The following is a 17,298-nucleotide window of genomic DNA, read 5'->3' as shown; positions in this document are numbered from 1 at the left end:
GTTGGCGGGGGGTGCGCCGGGCGCGGTGGGGGCGGGCGACAACCCCCCCCCGGGGGGCCGCGGGCGGGCTCCGGCCGCCACCCCGGCAACGGGTGCTCGACGCGATCCGCGCCACCGGCTACGTCGCCGACCCGGTGGCGCGGCGGCTCGTCTCGGGGCGGAACCGGATCCTGGGGGTGTTCACCTACGAGCCGGTGTTCCCGAGCACGGCGGCGGACTTCTACCACCCGTTCCTCGTCGGCATCGAGCAGCGGGCCGAGCAGGTCGGCTGCGACCTGCTGCTCTTCACGTCGCGGGCCGACAGCCGGCGGATCTTCCACGCCGACAGCCGGATCGGGATCGCCGACGGCACGATCCTGCTCGGGCGGCGGGTCGACCGCGACGACCTGGCCCGGCTCGTCGGCGAGGGGCACGCGTTCGTGTCCGTCGGCCGTCGCGACGACGCCGGTGGGCCGGTCCCCTACGTGGGCGCCGACTACCCCGCGGCGGTGGCGGCGCTGGTCGAGCGGGCCACCGGGCTCGGACACGCCCGGATCGGCTACCTGGGGACCGGTGGGCCCGCGGAGTCGCACGCCGACCGGCTCCGGGGCTTCTTCTCCGCCGGCCCGGCGGCCGTCGTACACCTGCCGCCGCCGTCGACCGGATGGCTGGACGCGATCGAGCGGGAGCGGCTCACGGCCGTGTTCCTGGAGGAGTACGCCGACGCGGCCGCGCTGGTCGCGGCGGCCCGGGAGCGGGGGCTGGCGGTGCCCGGGGACCTGTCGGTGGTGGCACTCGGCGAGCCCAGCGGCCTGGCGCCGGTCGACGGGAGCATCACCGGGCTGCGGATTCCGCGCCGGGAAATGGGCTGGCAGGCCGTGGACCAGCTGACCGAGACGATCGAGGGCGGTGGTGCCGTGCAGCGGTTGCTGCCGTGCACCGTCCATCCGGGCGCGACACTCAGCCGCATTTTGTGATCGAGCCGCGACCCCGTTGGGGCCGCGGCTCGTTCGCGCTTTCACCGGAATGCGACACTGCATCGACCGGTTTCTCAACCCGTGGAAATCCGGCGCTGATCCAGTGCTGATCCGCAGCCGGTTGATCGTGTTTAGCGGCCGGCCTCGGCGTGGTAGCGGTCCACCACGTCCTGCTTGATCCGGCCCCGGTCGGAAACGTCGATACCCTTGGCCTGCGCCCATTCCCGAATGGCACGGTTCTGGTCGCGGTCGCCGCGGGTGACGCCCCGGCCGCGCACCTCGCGGCCGCGCACGGTGCTCACCACGCCGCCCCGCCCGATCTTCGTCGCGGCGGCGACGAACGGGGCGACTGCGTCGCGGAGCTTCGCCGCGTTGGACGCGGACAGGTCGATCTCGTACTGCACGCCGTCGAGCGCGAACACGATGCTCTCGGCGGCGGGCTTGCCGTCGATGTCGTCGATCAGCTCGTGGATGACGCGTTTCGCCATGGGTGGCCTTTCTTCAGGTGCTGCCAATGCGTGCCGCATCACCGACACGTGCGTGCCGCATCATTTGGACACGAACCAAGATACTCAGCGGGATAGTACGCCCCGATCGGGGCGACATTACTCCCACCGTACCGTTTTCGCTCACCCGTCGCTGAATCAGACCGTCACGAAACGCATACAACATGAAACGCGCACAATCGGTTAAGGTCGGCGAACCGCGGCCGCCGAGTCACCCCGCCCGGATGTGCTTGCCTCATCCCCGGCGCTCGCATGATCGCTGTCGTGAAGTCAGGCGAGCATCCGGAGCGACAGCAGCAACGCCGCACCAACGACGAGCAGCAGTCCTCCGACGGAGACGATCCGCACCAGCCAGGAACCCTCCCGTACCAGGCGGGTCCAGCGCTGCAACTGCCGTTTCGTGAATTTCAACAGCCGCCGCGCCCAGTGGAACTCCATCGCCAGGATCGCCAGCCCGCCGAGGATGACGAGCCATCCCGGCCCCGGCAACGGCAGCAGCACCACGCCGACGGCGATGACCAGCGTGCCGGCGAACGCGACCACGATCTTCACGCCGAAGCGGCCGATCCGCGTCGCGTAGAGACGCTCCCGCCAGCCCAGCAACCGGTCGGCGATCCGCCGCCACCGGCCACCGGGCCCGAGAGCGCCCCGCAGGTCGGCTTCGGGCTCACTACCCGCTCCGACGGCCAGGTCCGGCGCAGCGACACGCCGGAAGTCACCCTGGGGAGAGCCAAGCCGTCCGGAATCAGGCGTAACGCCCGACCCGTCCGCCTCACTGTCGCGCAATTTCCGTTCCCATCACTGGATAACCCGTCACTCCCACGAACCACTGGACGTTACCCGAATGAATTGACGTACGGCCCACACGTCACGTCAAGGACCCCGGTCACGCACTGAAAACCGGACATCGCGCGCACGTTGTTCGGTTGACGGCAAATCGGGCCCAGAAACACTACAGAGTGAGATCGTAGAATCACTACGCGTAACACTGGGAATCGCCTCAACATAAGAGAGGCGGGGCACGGCATGCTCCGCAGCGGTGCCGGGGGGAGTACGACATGAGCGCTATCCGACCATCGACCGTCGAGGTCGAGACATCCCTACGACTCGTCGCGCCCGACGCGACTGCATTGCCGGTGCGAGCCAGCTTGCGCTACGACCCGAACGACCCGTACGCGGTCCACGTCCTCTTCCACGCCGAGTCGGCGGGAGGCGAGCCGGTCAGCTGGTCCTTCGCGCGTGAGCTGCTTTTCACCGGCCTGGACGAGCCCGCCGGCATCGGCGACGTCCGGGTCTGGCCCTGGAACGGCCCGCGCGGCGACTTCGTCGCACTGGCACTGTCCTCGCCGGACGGCAACGCACTGTTCGAGGTCCCACGCAGCGTGCTGGTGCGGTTCCTGCGCCGGACGTACAGCGTCGTGCCGCGCGGGCACGAGACGGACCACCTGGACGTCGACAACGCCGTCAGCCGGCTGCTCGCGGGGCGCTGACCTCGCAACCGCCCACGGGCCGGCCCCGCAGTTGCCAGCGGGGCGCCCCACGGCACAGCCACCGACCGCGAACCGCAGCACCGGGACCGCGTCAACCGGGCGCCACACCGACGACCACCCTCCGCGAGCAGCCCGCCAGCTGCCGAGGGCCCGGCCGAGGCGTGGCGCCCGACGTTTCCGCCGCCGTCCCATCGGGTTTCCTTCGCCGCGTTCCATGGAGTCCGGGCTTCCTTCCCTTCATTCCATGGTGCACGGCGGAGCGCCGGTCCCGCCGAAGCGGACGTTGCCCCACGGGTCGATCTCCAGCAGGCGGGCCGGCACGGCGTCATCGGGCGCGCACCGCAGCAGCACGTCGCGGCGGCCTGCCCGCACCAGCGCCGGCACCGCCGGACCGCCGGTCATCCGCCCGCCCCAGTGGTAGCGGCCGTCCAGCGGTTGGAAGTGCCCGCTCAGGTGCAGCTCAACGGCGTGGGCGGCGCCGTCGACGAGCAGCTCGGCCTTGACCGGTCGCGGTTCCTCAGGCATGGTACTGATGAGTACCAAGTCCTGCCGGAGCCGTCAAGGGAGCTGCGATGCCGACGACCGACACCCTTCAGGCGGCGCGCGAGGCGACCGCGGCGCGGCTGCTGAAGATCTCCGCCGGCACCTCCTACGACCCTGACGTGGACATCGACTGGCGGGCGCCGCTCGACCCCGGCCGCATGTACGCGCCCGAGCACCGGCTGTCGCTGGCCGGCACCCCGTTGTGGGACGGGCTCACCCGCGAGCAGCGCGTCGAGCTGTCCAAGCACGAGGTCGCGAGCATCGCCAGCGTCGGCATCTGGTTCGAGATGCTGCTCATGCGGCTGCTGCTGCGCCACGTCAGCGACCAGGATCCGCGGACCGGTCACGTGCAGTACGCGCTCACCGAGATCGGCGACGAGTGCCGCCACTCCATCATGTTCGCCCGGATGATCGAGGCGTTCGGCACCCCCGCGTACCGGCCCGCACCGCTGGAGCGGGCGCTGGGCAAGTACCTCGGCGCGACCGCCGGCGGCGTGCAGACCTTCGCCGCCGCGCTCATCGCCGAGGAGATCCTGGACGCCCTGCAGCGCGAGGCGATGGCCGACGACAGCCTCCAGCCGCTGGTGCGGATGGTGTCGCGGATCCACGTCGTGGAGGAGGCCCGGCACATCCGCTACGCCCGCGACGAGCTGGCCCGGCAGGTCGCCGGCGCCGGCCCGATCAGCCTGGCCTACTCGCGGTTGATGATCGGGCGGGCCGCCTGGACCGTCACCCACTCGCTGATCCACCCGGGGGCGTACGCGGCGGTCGGCCTCGACCCGGCCGAGGCCCGCGCGGCGGCGTGGCGCAACCCCGCGTTCCGGGAGACGCTGCGCTGGTCCGCCGAGCGGATCACGACGTACCTGCAGGAGCTCGGTCTCGTCGCCGGCCCGGCCAAGCGCCTGTGGCGGTCCTCGGCCCTGCTCTGAGAGCCCGGCCTGGCGGTCTCGCTGTGGGAGACGGCCTTGCTGTGGGGCCGGCCTTGTGGTGAGAGACGCAGATCACGGGACGGCGGGTGGTGGGCGCGCTACTGTTTGGTGAGTCGGTGTGCTGTGTGTCCCCGGGCCTCACCACACTGCCTTCACGGAATACCGTTCGGCTGGAGCCGTGATGCGCCTATCGCCGCGAGGCGACCTGGCACACCGACCTTAAACTTTCCCCGCCCGCCGAGCCTCAGCTCAGCACCGCGTAGACCACCACGTTCTCGCGGTAGGAGTGCCGAGCGGTGTCGAACTCGCCACCGCAGGTGATGAGCCGCAGCTCCGGCAGCGGCGTCGGGCCGTAGACCTTGGCGCTGGGAAACCTGGCCTTCTCGTAGTGCTCGCGGGCCGTCACCTTGAACGTGAGCCACGCGCCGGCGCGCTGGACCTCGACCCGGTCGCCGGGTTTCAGCTCGTGCAGCTTGTAGAAGACCGCCGGGCCGGTGCGGGAGTCGACGTGGCCGGCGAGGACCGCGGGGCCCGGGTCGCCCGGGACGGTGCCGGCGGCGAACCAGCCGGCCTCGTCGTACACCTTGGGGCTCTGCAACTCGCCCTTCGGGTCGACCTGGAGGGACTCGAGGCCGGTGTCGACCCCGAGCGACGCGATCCGCAGCCGGGTCGGCGGCGTGTCCTGCCCCGACTCGCCCGGCAGGTCCAGGTCGATGCGGTGCGGGACGATCCAGGTCGACTCGCCGGCGTCGATGTCGATCCGGCGGCCGACGAGCGTCGCCGCGCCGGTGAAGACCGGCGCGGCGAGCGCGAGGACGCAGGCGACGAGGGTCAGGGTCCGGCGCCGCGGCGTGCGGTGCCGGACGACCCGGCCCGCGGACCTGACCATGTGCCGTTCCCCGGTGCGTCAGAGCTGGGTCGGGACCCGGTGGCGGCGGCGCAGGACCAGCAGGCCGGCCGAGGCGAGGACCACCAGCAGCGCGGCGGAGCCGAACGTCAGCCAGAGGCCGGTGCGGTCCGGGTCGGCCGCGGTGCCGCCGGCGCCCGTGTCGACGCCGCCCGCGGGCACGCCGTTGCTGGTCGCGTCGGTGCGCAGCTGGGCGGTGAGGCCGTTCTTGCCGTCCAGGACGATCAGCGAGTAGACGCTGCCGGCCTGCAGCGGGGCGGTGACCGTGGTCGCGGCGGTGGTCACGCTCGGCGGGGTGAGCCGCAGCGTCCACTTGCCGGGGTCGACCAGCTGGTAGTCGGTCGTGGAGGCGAACTGGACACCGCCCGCCACCTTCGCGCCGCCCGCGATCGACACGTCCAGGACCGGCTCCTTCACCGACGCCTGCACGACACGGACCTTCGCCTTGCCCTGCTCCGGCAGCGCCAGGTCGTCGGGGATGACGCGCAGGCCGAGGTCGGTGAACTTGCCGACGCCCGCCACGGTGTACGCCTTGCCCTCCACGACGGTGGCCTGGGTGCTCAGCACCGGCGGGCTGTCGGCGGCGGCACCCTTGGTGCGCATCGCGACCGCGTACGTGCCGGGCGCGAGCGGCAGGTACTTCGACACCACGCCGTAGCCGACCGCGTCGAACTTCTGCGTCGCCATCGACCCGCTGACCGAGCTCAGGTACACGTCGACGGCGGGCGTGTCCGGCGACAGGTGCGCGAGGCGGACGTAGCCGACCCCGGCGGCCGAGGCCGGCGAGGCGCCGGCGAACGAGAGGCCGAGGCCGAGCAGTGCCGCCGCGGAGAGCGCCGCGGTCCGTCGCCGCAGTGAAGCACCGATCACGATCATGTCCCTTTGCTCGAAGGACCACCAGGAGGGATGGTTCGAGGGTACGTACCCGAGCGAGGGAAACTGAGTAATCCGTCCGGGCACCATAAGCACTGACCGATGTGCACGATGCCGAACGGGGCGGCGAAACACAACCGCTGGACGGTCCTTTTCCGCTACTGGGTGGTCACTGATCGGTAACGATCACTGTCTCGGGGCGCCTTGCCATCTCGGGCGGGCTCGCTGCCTCGGGCCGCCCGCTGTCTCGGGGCCGCCTCGCTGCCTCGGGCCGCCTCGCTATCTCGGGCTGCCGAAGTCCTGGGTCCAGATCGGGGTCTTGCCCTGGTACGCCAGCCCGACGCCGAGGTCCTTGAGGCCGCAGTTGAGGATGTTGGCGCGGTGGCCGGAGCTGTTCATCCAGGCATTCATGACGTCGGCAGGCGTCTTCTGGCCCTTCGCGATGTTCTCCGCCGCGCCGGACCACTTGTAGCCGGCGTTCGTGATGCGGGTCGCGAAGCTGGTGCCGTCCTGCGACGTGTGCGAGAAGTAGTCGTTGGCGGCCATGTCCTGGGAGTGCTTGCGGGCCGCGGTGGCGAGCTTCGCGTTGTAGGCCAGGGGCTTGCAGCCGGCCTTCGCCCGCTCGGCGTTGACGATCACGAGGACCTGCTGCTCGTACGAGAGGTTCCCGGGCGCGGCGGGGGCGGTCGTCTTCGGCTTCGCGGGCGGCGTGGTCTGCGCCTTCGTCGGCGTGGCGCTCGGCGGCGCGGCGCTGCTGGCCGCGGCCTCGGGCGTGGCGCTCGCGTCCCCGTTCCCGGCGGCGGAGGGGTCGCCCGCGTTCGCCGGGTCGCCGGTCGCGTCGCCCGCCACGGAGGTGCGGGCCGCCTCGCCGGTGTCGCCGTCGTGGCCGAGCAGCAGGGCACCGCCGAACGCGGTCGCGCCGACCACCAGCAGCGCGGCGACCCCGACACCGACGATCACGGCGAGCCGGGTGCCGCGGCGGTGCCTGGGCCCCTGCGCGTCCGCGGCGTCGTCGCCCTGGCCGTCGCCGTACGGCGCGCTCCCGTAGCCGTAACCGTCGCCCGGCCCGTAACCGTCGCCCTGGCCGTAGCCGTCGGCGGGGCCGTAGCCGCTGCCGAAGCCGGCGTCCCGGCCGTCGCCGTAGGGCGTGCGGGGGTCGGCGCCGTAGGCGGGGCGGGCGGGTTCGGTGTTGCGGGCGTCGTACGGGCCGAACGCGGACACCAGCTGCCTCCTGAGGCACAGACGACTCAACCGCACCGAAGCCTATGAGCCGCGCCGCCGCCGGACCCAACCAGCGATGCCGATTTCACGACGATCTAAGCGAAACTTATGCCTCGGTCGCGCTGAGCAACGCCGTCACCCCGCGGCGCAGCACCCCGGTCGCGGCGGGCACGTCCAGGTGCAGCTCGTCGCGCAGCATCGACCACGACGCGAAGGTGGTCGCCACCGTGAGCGCGTGCAGGGTCTCCTCCCGGCTGTCGCCGGTGCGGTCCAGCTCCTCGGCGAAGAGTTTCTCCAGCTCGTCGCGGGCGTTCGTCACGTACCAGGTCCGGTTGTGCCGCAGCGCCGCGGAGAACGGCTCCCGCAGGCGGGCCGCCCGGGCCGCCGGCGCGATGAGCTCCAGCAGCCTGGCCCGCTGCTCGCAGTACGCCTCGATCCGCCGCGGCAGGGGCAGGTCGGGCGGGACGGGCCGGTGCTCGGCGGTCTGCCGCTCCATCAGGCGCGCGCCGGCCGCCGCGAACAGCCGCTCCATGTCCTTGAAGTTGGTCCACAGGGCGCGCAGCGACACCCCGGCCCGCTCCGCGATCCGCTCCGCCGTCGGCTTGAGGTCGCCCTCCTCCAGCAGCGCGAGGTGCGCGTCGACGATGGCCCGCCGGGTCCGCTCGGCCCGCAGCGTGCGCCCGTCGACCCGCCGCTGCCCGACCGCTGCCTCACTCATGCCATCACCTCCGCTGGACGCTCATTCGCGCCACCCCTGATTCGCGGTCCCTGCACGGTGCTCCGTACCGCTCATGACTGATCAGCCTACGTGTGTACGGTGAGGTGCGTGGCACTGCGGACCGTGCACGAACTCGACATCGATCTCCCCGTCATCGACCAGGGTGAGCTCGAGCCCGTCAGCGCACCATGGGGAGGCAACCTCAACGATGCCCACGTGCAGACCGGGCGCGCCATCCGGACCACGCTCATCGACGCCCGTCTGCGCCGCTCCCACCTGGAGAATCTCGACCTCAACGGGGTCGTGTGGGAGGACGTGACGGTCTCCGGCTGCCGCTTCGAGAAGGTCGACTTCACCGCGGCGCGGCTGACCGGCCTGACGTTCGAGCGGGTCCACTTCGTCAACTGCAAGCTCACCTGGGCGCACATCGCCGAGTCGCGGCTCGGTGACGTGCTCTTCGAGGGCTGCCGGCTGGACGCGGCGAACCTCGACGACATCACGACGATCGGTCCGACCGGATTCGTCGGATGCGTCCTGGTCAACACCGTCTTCCGGGACTGCGTCCTGCCGCACGCGGCGATGTCCGGCTGCCGGCTGCGGCAGATGTCGTTCGAGAGCTGTGACCTGCGCGGCGCCGACCTGCGCGGCAACCAGCTGTCGGAGGTCAGCGGCGTGAGCAGCCTGCGTGGCGTGACGATCGAGCCGGCGCAGCTGCCGGGCCTCACCGACGCGGTGATGCGGGACCTCGGCGTGATCGTCCGCGGGCCGAAGGGTTGACCCGCCAGCGGGGGCGGCGGCGCTGCGGGGGGACCGGATCGTCGACGCACGCGGCCGGCCCGCTCGCCACGACCGGGGGCGCGAGCAGGTCGCGCGGGTCCGCCTCGACCGCGCCCTCGACGCTGGCGAAGGCGGCGATGCCGTCCATCCCGGCGGCGACCTGCGCCCACGACCGGATCGCCGGCGACGGCGCGGCGAGGCGCAGCTCCCCGCCGCGCTGCCAGGCGAGCTCGGCGACCCGCACCAGCAGGGCCGCGCCGGCGGTGTCGCACACCGTCACCTCGGACACGTCCAGGACGAGCCGCGGCTCGGCCGCGACGAGGCAACCGACGAGCACCGGCTCGACGGTCTCGACGGTCCCTTCCACGAGCAACCCGTGCAGGGCAAGCACCACGGCGTTCATCGCTGTCGACGGTACCGGCAGACCCCTGCCCAATCGTCTCCTTCGGTCGGATGACCCCGCCCGGGCCGTCCCGTCACCCGCGGATCGCCTCCAGCGTCTTCTTCAATGCTTTCGGCGCGGTCGGGGTCGTCGGTGCGTCCGGGCGGAGCTGCTGCATACGGGCGCCGAGCTCCTGGAGCTGGGCGCGGCTGAGCGCCTCACGGACCCTCGGGAACCACCCGTGCTCCTCCTCGTCGATGTGGTGCGTGACACTTTCGATGAGGACGGTGACCTTGGCGTCGAAGTGCTCGTGGTCAGGCTTCATCTTGGCGAGCTCCATGCACAGCACGTCGGCGACGTGATGCTCCTCGTACGACTCGAGGATCTCCTCGTCGAGGTCCGGCACCAACCGGCGGACCTCCGGATACATCACCTCGTCCTCCAGGTACGTGTGCACGGTCAGCTCGGTCAGGATCTGCTTGACGATCCGCCCCTTCGCCCCCGCCGGTCCGTGCTCGGCGGCCTGGAACTCCTTGAACAGCCGCTTGACGTTCTTGTGGTCTTCCTTCAGCACGACGATCGCGTCGGTGGACATCGGGTCTCCTCCTGGGCGCAGCCTGACTGATGTCCGCATACCCGCCCATGAGCAGCACAAACGGCCCTAGCGCCGGGTGCTGATCACCATGCCGGAGCCGTGGTCGAGCTCCACGGAGACGAGGTCGGGGTGAGACGTCAGCATCTGGCGTACGCCGGCCTGGCGGGCCTTGAAGTCCTCGGGCCAGTCGTCGACGACCCGCATGTCGTCGACCACGAGGATGCCGCGCGGCCGCAACGCGGCGATGGTCAGGTCGAGCCCTTCGATCTTGCCGCCCTGGGCGTCGGCGAAGATCAGGTCGAACATGCCCACGGCGGACGGCAGGAACGCCAGCGCGTCGGCGACCCGCAGGTCCACATAGGACGGCCAGGTCTCGCCCGCCGCGACCGCCGCCACCTTCTCGTCCAGCTCGAGCGAGGTCACGGTCACGTCGGTGCGCTCACCGAGGCCGGCGACGAGCCAGGCGACGCCGACCCCGGCGCCGGTGCCGAGCTCGAGGATGTGGCCGCCGGGGCGGATGCTCGCGGCGAACACGGCGAGGAGCCGGCCGACGGGCTGTTCGCAGGACATCGGGAAGCCACTGGTCTCGGCACGCTGATACGCGGCATCGACGAGATTCATGGCACCGACCCTACCGAACGGTGCCCGGCGGGCCGTGCGAAGCTGACCTCCGTGAAGTCACCCCGGATCCTCACCCTCGCCACCCTGCTGGCCCTCGCGGCGCCGGCGGCCCTCGCCGGCTGCGGCTCCTCGGGGGACTCGCCCTCCACCGGCGGCAAGGGCGGCGGCGCGCAGACCGCCACCAACGCGTTCGAGGTGAAGGACGACGTCAGCGTCGTCGAGATCGACAGCGCGGGCGGCGCGATCACCGTGAAGGTCGGCTCCGGCCCCACGATCAAGGTGACGGAGACGTCGACCTTCAAGGCCGACAAGCCCGGCCGCAAGCAGACCGTCGAGGGCGGCGAGCTGGTCCTCGCGTCGACCGGCTGCGCGAGCGGCGACTGCTCGATCGCGTACACGGTGGAGATCCCGTCGACGCTCAGCGTGCGCCTCGACAGCGCCGGCGGCACGGTCTCCCTCAACGGCCTCACCGGGATCATCGACGTGTCCACCGACGGCGGCGCGCTCACCGGGGCGGGCCTGGCCCCGCCGGAGCTGACCGCCCGCACCGGCGGCGGCGCCGTCGACGTGGCCGTCACCCAGTCCCCCGACCGCATCGACCTCGACAGCGGTGGCGGCGACGTGTCGCTGAAGCTCACCGCCGACGGTTACGCCCTCGACGTCCAGCTCGACGGCGGGCAGCAGTCCGGCACCGTGAAGTCCGACGCGGCCTCCGTGCACAAGGTGCACGTCATCACCGGCGGCGGCAGCCTGACCTTCAAGTAGCTTTGTCGGTTCGAGCTTTCAGTCGGTGAGTGCCGAGTAGATCAGCTGGCGCAGCTGCGGCCGGATCGGGTGAGTGCTCGACGGCAGCAGCTGCGTGTAGAACGCCACGGTGAGCCGTTCGGCGGGGTCGATCCAGAAGGCGGTGCTGGCCGCGCCGCCCCAGTAGTACGTGCCCGGCGTGGACGGCGTCCTGGCCGGGACGGGGTCGCGGACCACGGCGAACCCGAGCCCGAAGCCGATCCCCTCGAACGTCGTCTCGGCGAACCCGCCCGTCTGCAGCCGGTCGAGGTCGACCCCGCCGGGCAGGTGGTTGCGGGTCATGAACCGCACGGTCCGGCTGCTCAGCAGCCGCTCCCCCGCCGTCCCGTCCCGGCTCGTCGTGCCCTCCCGCAGCAGCATCGCGGTGAACCTGTCGTAGTCGGCGGCGGTGGAGATCAGCCCGCCGCCGCCGGACTGCATGGCCGGCTCCTCCAGCGCGTACTTGCCGATGGCGTCGAACCTGGTCGCCTTGCCGCTGGCGGGGCTGGGCACGTAGAGCGCGGCGAGCCGCTTCGCGTCGGCACCGTCCGGGTCCACCGACCAGCGGGTGTCGGCCATGCCGAGCGGCTCGAAGATCCTGGTCCGCAGGAAGTCGCCGAGGCTCTGGCCGGACACCACCTCGACGAGCCGCCCGAGCACGTCGGTGGACACCCCGTAGCCCCACCCGGTGCCGGGCTGGAAGAGCAGCGGCAGCGCCGCCCAGTCCCGGCTGGCCTGCGCCAGGTCCACGCCCGTCTTGGCGAGGACGTCGTACCCCGCCTTGCGGTACAGCGCGTCGACGACCGAGGTCTGCAGGAACCCGTACGTGAGCCCCGACGTGTGCGTCAGCAGGTGCCACACCCGGATCGGCTCGACCGCCGGCACGGTGAACGGCGCGGAGGCAGACCCCCGGTCGTACACCTGCGGCGCCGCGAACTCGGGCAGCCACCTGCTGATCGGGTCGGTCAGCTCGAACCGCCCCTCCTCCCAGAGCATCATCGCGGCGACCGAGGTGATGGGCTTCGACATCGAATAGATGCGCCAGAGCGTGTCGGGCTCGACCGGCAGCCCGGCCTCCATGTCCCGCCACCCGTACGTCGAGGCGTGCGCCACCCGCCCGTCCCGGCTCACCACCAGCTGCCACCCCGCCAGCCGCCCGTCGTCGACGTACCTGGCGAAGTGCTCGTCCAGCCCAGCCAGCCGCTTCGCGTCGATGCCAACCTGCCCCGGCGCGACCTCAGGTTCGATGCTCACGCCCGGCAGCCTAAACGCGACCTCAGCTCCGCGCGAGATGCGGAACCCACACCCTCGTGGGGACGAACCGGCGGGCGGTTCCGTGCCGGCGCGGCTGGATTTCCTCGTCTCGCCCGCCGCGTCCCTCATCACCGGCGAGACCCTCTTGGTGGACCGGTCCGCGGCCCTGGCCCGTTGCGCGACCTTGCCTCTGCGGGGCGGGTCGGCGTGGGCCAGGGCGGCGACGGCGGCGGGTCAGCTCACCGCGAGCTGCTCCGCTCCCGCGACGACCTTGTCCACGAAGCCGTAGTCGACGGCCTCCTGGGCGGTGAACCAGCGGTCGCGGTCTGAGTCGGCCTCGATCTGCTCATATGTCTGGCCGGTGTGCTCGGCGATCAGGCGCTGCATGGTCTTCTTCGTGAAGAGCATCTGTTCGGCCTGGATGGCGATGTCGGAGGCGGTGCCGCCGATGCCGCCGGAGGGCTGGTGCATCATCACGCGGGAGTGGGGCAGGGCGTAGCGCTTGCCGGGGGTGCCGGCGCTGAGCAGGAACTGGCCCATCGAGGCGGCCATGCCCATCACGACGGTCGAGACGTCGTTGGGGACGAAGCGCATGGTGTCGTAGATGGCCAGGCCGGCGCTGATGACGCCGCCCGGGGAGTTGATCCAGAAGCTGATGTCCTTCTCGCTGTCCTCGGCGGCGAGGAGGATCAGCTGGCCACAGATGCGGTTGGCGCTCTCGTCGTTGACCTCGGTGCCGAGGACGATGATGCGCTTGGTGAGCAGCCGGTCGAACACCGCGCTGTCGAAGGGGATCTGCGTGTCTGCCATGAGCGGCGTCCTTTCCCGGGGCTTTCCTCGACCGTAGTGATCGCACCCCGGGAAGGGAGCCCTGGTTCGCTGTGAGCGTGTTCGCTGTCAGCGTGCTCGATGAGGCCAAATGCTGATATTTCCGGTTTAGCGGGCGCGGAGCGCCTGATAAACCGGAAATCCACGGGCGCGGAGCGCCTGGCAGGGCCGGGAGCCCACGGGGGCGGAGCGCCTGACAGGACCGGAAGCACGCGGAAGCAGAGTGTCCGGTAGGCCGGAGCACAACGGGACGCTCATTCGGGGCGCAGGATCGGGCGCAGGGTGTCCAGGACCGACGGGTCCTCGATCGTGGACGGGACCGCCGGGTCGGCGCCGGCGGCGATGCCGCGCATCGTCTTGCGCAGGATCTTGCCGGACCGGGTCTTCGGCAACGCCGGCACGACCTGCACGCGGCGCAGGGAGGCGACCGCGCCGATGCTACGGCGTACCGACGCGACCAGCTCCTGCTCGATGACCTCGGGCTCGGTGTCGATGCCCGCCTTCAGCACCACGAACCCGCGCGGCACCTGCCCTTTGAGCTCGTCGTCGACGCCGATGACCGCGCATTCGGCGACGGCCGGGTGGGCGGCCAGGACCTCCTCCATGGAGCCCGTGGACAGCCGGTGCCCGGCGACGTTGATGACGTCGTCGGTGCGGCCCATGACGTAGAGGTAGCCGTCGTCGTCGAACCGGCCGCCGTCGCCGGTCAGATAGACGTCGGGAAACGCGCTCAGGTACGACTCGACGAACCGCTCGTCGTCGTGCCACAGGGTCGGCAGGCAGCCCGGCGGCAGCGGCAGGCCGATGACGATCGCGCCGTCGACGCCGGCCGGGGCGGGTGCGCCGTCCGGCTGCAGGACCCGCACGTCGAAGCCCGGCACCGGCACCGACGGCGAGCCCGCCTTCGTCGGCATCGGCTCCAGGCCGCGCAGGTTCGCCGCGACCGGCCAGCCGGTCTCCGTCTGCCACCAGTGGTCGACGACGGGGACGCCGAGGGTGGTGCCGGCCCACTCGTAGGTCTGCGGGTCGAGCCGCTCCCCCGCCAGGAACAGCGTCCGGAGCGAGTCCGTCCTGTACCGGCCGGCGAAGCTGCCCGACGGGTCCTCCTTGCGGATCGCGCGGATCGCGGTCGGCGCGGTGAACAGGGCCGTCACGCCGTGCTGCTCGATGACCCGGAAGAACGCGCCCGCGTCCGGGGTGCCGACGGGCTTGCCCTCGTACAGGACGGTCGTGGCGCCGGCGAGCAGCGGGCCGTAGACGATGTACGAGTGGCCGACGACCCACCCCACGTTGGACGCCGCCCAGAACACGTCGCCGGGCCCCGTGGCGTACACGTTGGCCATCGACCAGGTCAGCGCGACGGCGTGCCCGCCGTTGTCGCGCACGATGCCCTTCGGCCGGCCCGTCGTGCCCGACGTGTACAGGATGTACAGCGGGTCGGTGGCGGCCACCGGTACACACGCCGCCTCCGCCGCACCGTCGAGGGCGTCCTCCCAGGTCAGGTCGCAGTCCTGCAACACGCCGGGGGCCTGCGGCCGCTGGAGGACGACGCAGCGGTCGGGCCGGTGGGTGGCCTCGGCGAGCGCGGCGTCGAGCAGCGGCTTGTACTCCACGACGCGGCTGCCCTCGATCCCGCACGACGTCGCGACGACCACCTTCGGACGGGCGTCGTCGATGCGGGCGGCGAGCTCCTTCGGCCCGAACCCCCCGAACACGACCGAGTGCACCGCGCCGAGCCGCGCGCACGCGAGCATCGTGATGACCGCCTCCGGAACCATCGCCATGTAGACGACGACCCGGTCCCCCTTCTCGACCCCCAGCTCGCGCAGCGCTCCCGCGCACCTGGCGACCTCGTGTCTGAGTTCGCGCCAGGTGTACGAGCGGAGCGTGCCCGTCACAGGACTGTCGTAGATGAGGGCCGTCTCGTCGGCGCGCCCGGCGGCGACGTGCCGGTCGACGGCGTTGTAGCAGGTGTTGAGCTCGGCGTCGGGGAACCAGCGGTAGAACGGCGGGCGGTCGCCGTCCAGCACCCGCATCGGCATGCGGTCCCAGTCGACCCCGGCGGCGGCGTCCCGCCAGAACCCGTCGGGGTCGGTGAGGCTGCGATCGTACGTGTCGCGATAGGCGCCCATCCCTCGATGCTTACACCGGAGCACTCCGGCTGGCCAGACCTGCTGGAGCATGGTCGAGCGCGGCCTGGATCGCGGCCACCAGCGCCCTGGCCGCCTCCTCGGTCAGCTCGACCGCAACCCGCGCCGCCGGCCCCCGCGCCGGGTCCGCGAAGTCGATGTTGAGCGTGTGCCCGAACGGCGCGTGGTGCGGGTGGTCGACGTACACCGCCGCCCGCGTCACCCCGAACCAGCCGTCCGGCCCTTTCGCGCTGCCCTCGATCTCGACGGTCTCGGTGTCGTACGTGCACATGCTCAGGCCTCCAGCCGCTTGCCGCCGAGGTGCCGGTCGAAGAACGCGAAGATCCGCTTCCACCCGTCGACCGCCGCCTGCTGCCGGTACCCCGGCCGGTCCGGCGAGAAGAACCCGTGCCCCGCCCCCTCGTAGCTGTGCCGCTCGAACTGCTTGCCGTGCTCGGCGAGGATCCCGGCGAGCCGCTCGACCTCCGCCGGCGCGGGGTTCCTGTCGTCGTCGCCGAACAGCCCGAGCACCGGGCACCCGAGGTCAGGCAGCCGATCCTTGATCGACGTCATCTTCAGCCCCGTCGACGCCGCCGGCGGCTCCAACGCGAACGCCCCGTAACAGTCCACCGCCGCGTCCAGCGGCATCGCCGTCGCGACCAGCAGCGCCTGCCGCCCACCCGAGCAGTGCCCGATCACCCCGACCTTGCCGTTGTGCCCGTCCATCGCCCGCAACGCGTCCGCCGCGGTCCGCACGTCCTGGATGATCTGCTCGTCCGGAATCCCGCCCTGCCCCCGCACGAACGCCGAAGCGTCATCCGGCGACGCCCCCGGCGCCTCCCGCCAGAACAGGTTGGGGCAGATCGCGAGGTACCCGTTCACCGCGAACCGCCGCACCATCTCCTTCGTCGACTCGTCCCACCCCGGCAGATGATGAATCACCACAACCCCCGGAAACGCCCCCGGCCCGACCGGCCGGGCCTGGTAGGCCTGGATCTTCTCGTCACCGACGTACACCGTCTCGGCACGGATCGCATCAGACATACCCCCAACGTACTGCCGCCCCCACCCACCTCAACGCCACCACCCGACGTGATGATCAAAGGAGGATTCCGGCCGCGACGACAGCCAGATCCGTCCTTCGATCTACGTCCCCACCAGCCGCCGCGACCACCGCCACCACACAGGACGACCCGACGAACAGCCCCGCCGCAGCCCCCTCCCTCCCCCGACACAAGCCCCCGCGCATCGATCGACCACATCCCCGCAGCGAGGACAAAAGCGGGCTAAACAGCGCACTGCTCACCAAGGCCCGGCACAGCGCGAGCCAGAACGGAGCAGCACAGCCCGGCACAGGGCAGCTCACTGCGGGACGCCACGGATCGGATCGAAGTCGCACAGACCCGACCCACGCGGGTTGCCCCACACCGCCCGGCCGACACCGCACCGAGCCGCTACCCGGCCGGCGCCACGAACGTCATCCGCCTGCCCACGCCGATCGGCCGGGGTGCCACGAACCGAACCCGGACGACGCAGGTCGAAGCCGGGCACCGATCCAGCCCATACCACGCCCACCGAACCGTCACCCACGAAGCGAACCACGCGGCGACCAAACCGCGACCGGCCAGCCCACGGCGGGGAGCGACACGGACCGCGCAGGTCGAAGTCCGGCCGCCGGTCCCGCCAACGCCGCGTTGGGCGAAGCAGAGCCGACGGCGCGGCGCGACACCCCAGCCATGCCACCCAACGGCAATCGACGCGACAGCCGACCCAAGAGCCCTGTCCG

General features: G+C 71.6%; 20 protein-coding genes. 5 read left to right on the top strand and 15 right to left on the bottom strand.

The window, feature by feature from the left end; genetic code table 11:
- On the top strand, positions 1-956 hold a 956-nt coding region (locus AB0I21_RS33070; protein WP_360567061.1), incomplete at its 5' end, for a LacI family DNA-binding transcriptional regulator.
- Between the two features lie 131 nt (positions 957-1,087).
- On the opposite strand, the gene AB0I21_RS33065 is transcribed toward AB0I21_RS33070, so the two are convergent.
- Positions 1,088-1,444 carry an Lsr2 family protein gene (locus AB0I21_RS33065; RefSeq protein WP_344503368.1) on the bottom strand — a complete coding sequence of 119 codons (357 nt, stop codon included), beginning with the start codon at positions 1,442-1,444 and terminating at the stop codon, positions 1,088-1,090.
- Between the two features lie 288 nt (positions 1,445-1,732).
- The gene (locus AB0I21_RS33060; RefSeq protein ID WP_360567059.1) at positions 1,733-2,248 is read right to left on the bottom strand and encodes a TIGR02611 family protein; all 516 of its coding nucleotides are present in this window, start codon (positions 2,246-2,248) and stop codon (positions 1,733-1,735) included.
- Between the two features lie 272 nt (positions 2,249-2,520).
- Here AB0I21_RS33060 and AB0I21_RS33055 point away from each other — a divergent pair, with 272 nt between their 5' ends.
- Positions 2,521-2,952: an SsgA family sporulation/cell division regulator gene (locus AB0I21_RS33055; protein WP_344503366.1), complete on the top strand. Its 432-nt coding sequence runs from the start codon at positions 2,521-2,523 to the stop codon at positions 2,950-2,952.
- Positions 2,953-3,189: 237 nt separating this feature from the next.
- Here the strand turns inward: AB0I21_RS33055 and AB0I21_RS33050 are convergent, their stop codons facing one another.
- The gene (locus AB0I21_RS33050; protein ID WP_360567057.1) at positions 3,190-3,477 is read right to left on the bottom strand and encodes a DUF4873 domain-containing protein; all 288 of its coding nucleotides are present in this window, start codon (positions 3,475-3,477) and stop codon (positions 3,190-3,192) included.
- Between the two features lie 47 nt (positions 3,478-3,524).
- Here AB0I21_RS33050 and AB0I21_RS33045 point away from each other — a divergent pair, with 47 nt between their 5' ends.
- A complete protein-coding gene (locus AB0I21_RS33045; protein WP_360567055.1) occupies positions 3,525-4,424 on the top strand; it encodes a diiron oxygenase in 900 nt (299 codons plus the stop codon).
- 244 nt (positions 4,425-4,668) lie between these two features.
- Here the strand turns inward: AB0I21_RS33045 and AB0I21_RS33040 are convergent, their stop codons facing one another.
- From AB0I21_RS33040 to AB0I21_RS33025, 4 genes are all read right to left on the bottom strand, one after another.
- Positions 4,669-5,313, bottom strand: a complete 645-nt coding sequence (locus AB0I21_RS33040; RefSeq protein ID WP_360567054.1) for a class F sortase — start codon at positions 5,311-5,313, stop codon at positions 4,669-4,671.
- Between the two features lie 18 nt (positions 5,314-5,331).
- Positions 5,332-6,201, bottom strand: coding sequence for a DUF4397 domain-containing protein (locus AB0I21_RS33035; protein ID WP_360567053.1), 870 nt, complete (start codon positions 6,199-6,201; stop codon positions 5,332-5,334).
- A gap of 282 nt (positions 6,202-6,483) precedes the next feature.
- Complete coding sequence (locus AB0I21_RS33030) at positions 6,484-7,425, bottom strand: CAP domain-containing protein (protein WP_360567052.1); 942 nt, start codon at positions 7,423-7,425, stop codon at positions 6,484-6,486.
- A 106-nt stretch (positions 7,426-7,531) separates the two neighbouring features.
- Complete coding sequence (locus tag AB0I21_RS33025) at positions 7,532-8,143, bottom strand: TetR/AcrR family transcriptional regulator (RefSeq protein WP_344503360.1); 612 nt, start codon at positions 8,141-8,143, stop codon at positions 7,532-7,534.
- Positions 8,144-8,251: 108 nt separating this feature from the next.
- On the opposite strand from AB0I21_RS33025, the gene AB0I21_RS33020 reads away from it, so the two are divergent.
- Positions 8,252-8,920 (top strand): pentapeptide repeat-containing protein, encoded by a 669-nt coding sequence (locus tag AB0I21_RS33020; RefSeq protein ID WP_344503359.1) that lies wholly within the window; start codon positions 8,252-8,254, stop codon positions 8,918-8,920.
- Here AB0I21_RS33020 and AB0I21_RS33015 read toward each other — a convergent pair.
- From AB0I21_RS33015 to AB0I21_RS33005, 3 genes are all read right to left on the bottom strand, one after another.
- Complete coding sequence (locus AB0I21_RS33015; RefSeq protein ID WP_360567050.1) at positions 8,865-9,323, bottom strand: STAS domain-containing protein; 459 nt, start codon at positions 9,321-9,323, stop codon at positions 8,865-8,867. The genes AB0I21_RS33020 and AB0I21_RS33015 overlap by 56 nt on opposite strands.
- A gap of 73 nt (positions 9,324-9,396) precedes the next feature.
- Positions 9,397-9,897, bottom strand: a complete 501-nt coding sequence (locus AB0I21_RS33010) for a hemerythrin domain-containing protein (protein ID WP_360567048.1) — start codon at positions 9,895-9,897, stop codon at positions 9,397-9,399.
- A 66-nt stretch (positions 9,898-9,963) separates the two neighbouring features.
- Positions 9,964-10,518, bottom strand: coding sequence for a class I SAM-dependent methyltransferase (locus AB0I21_RS33005; RefSeq protein ID WP_360567047.1), 555 nt, complete (start codon positions 10,516-10,518; stop codon positions 9,964-9,966).
- 51 nt (positions 10,519-10,569) lie between these two features.
- Here AB0I21_RS33005 and AB0I21_RS33000 point away from each other — a divergent pair, with 51 nt between their 5' ends.
- Positions 10,570-11,283: a hypothetical protein gene (locus AB0I21_RS33000; protein WP_360567045.1), complete on the top strand. Its 714-nt coding sequence runs from the start codon at positions 10,570-10,572 to the stop codon at positions 11,281-11,283.
- 18 nt (positions 11,284-11,301) lie between these two features.
- Here AB0I21_RS33000 and AB0I21_RS32995 read toward each other — a convergent pair whose 3' ends face one another.
- From AB0I21_RS32995 to AB0I21_RS32975, 5 genes are all read right to left on the bottom strand, one after another.
- Entirely contained in the window at positions 11,302-12,555 is a 1,254-nt protein-coding gene (locus AB0I21_RS32995) for a serine hydrolase domain-containing protein (RefSeq protein ID WP_360567044.1), read from the bottom strand.
- A 234-nt stretch (positions 12,556-12,789) separates the two neighbouring features.
- The gene (locus AB0I21_RS32990) at positions 12,790-13,365 is read right to left on the bottom strand and encodes an ATP-dependent Clp protease proteolytic subunit (protein WP_360567042.1); all 576 of its coding nucleotides are present in this window, start codon (positions 13,363-13,365) and stop codon (positions 12,790-12,792) included.
- Between the two features lie 272 nt (positions 13,366-13,637).
- Positions 13,638-15,515, bottom strand: coding sequence for an AMP-binding protein (locus AB0I21_RS32985; protein ID WP_360567041.1), 1,878 nt, complete (start codon positions 15,513-15,515; stop codon positions 13,638-13,640).
- A gap of 10 nt (positions 15,516-15,525) precedes the next feature.
- Positions 15,526-15,804, bottom strand: coding sequence for a DUF6295 family protein (locus tag AB0I21_RS32980; RefSeq protein ID WP_344503351.1), 279 nt, complete (start codon positions 15,802-15,804; stop codon positions 15,526-15,528).
- A 2-nt stretch (positions 15,805-15,806) separates the two neighbouring features.
- Positions 15,807-16,556 (bottom strand): dienelactone hydrolase family protein, encoded by a 750-nt coding sequence (locus AB0I21_RS32975; RefSeq protein WP_360567040.1) that lies wholly within the window; start codon positions 16,554-16,556, stop codon positions 15,807-15,809.
- Positions 16,557-17,298: the final 742 nt, after the last annotated feature.

It is taken from the genome of Dactylosporangium sp. NPDC050588, from assembly GCF_040654975.1.
GTDB classification, from domain to species: domain Bacteria; phylum Actinomycetota; class Actinomycetes; order Mycobacteriales; family Micromonosporaceae; genus Dactylosporangium; species Dactylosporangium maewongense.
Note: the sequence above shows the minus strand (reverse complement) of the source record. Positions and strands in the feature narration are given on the sequence as shown.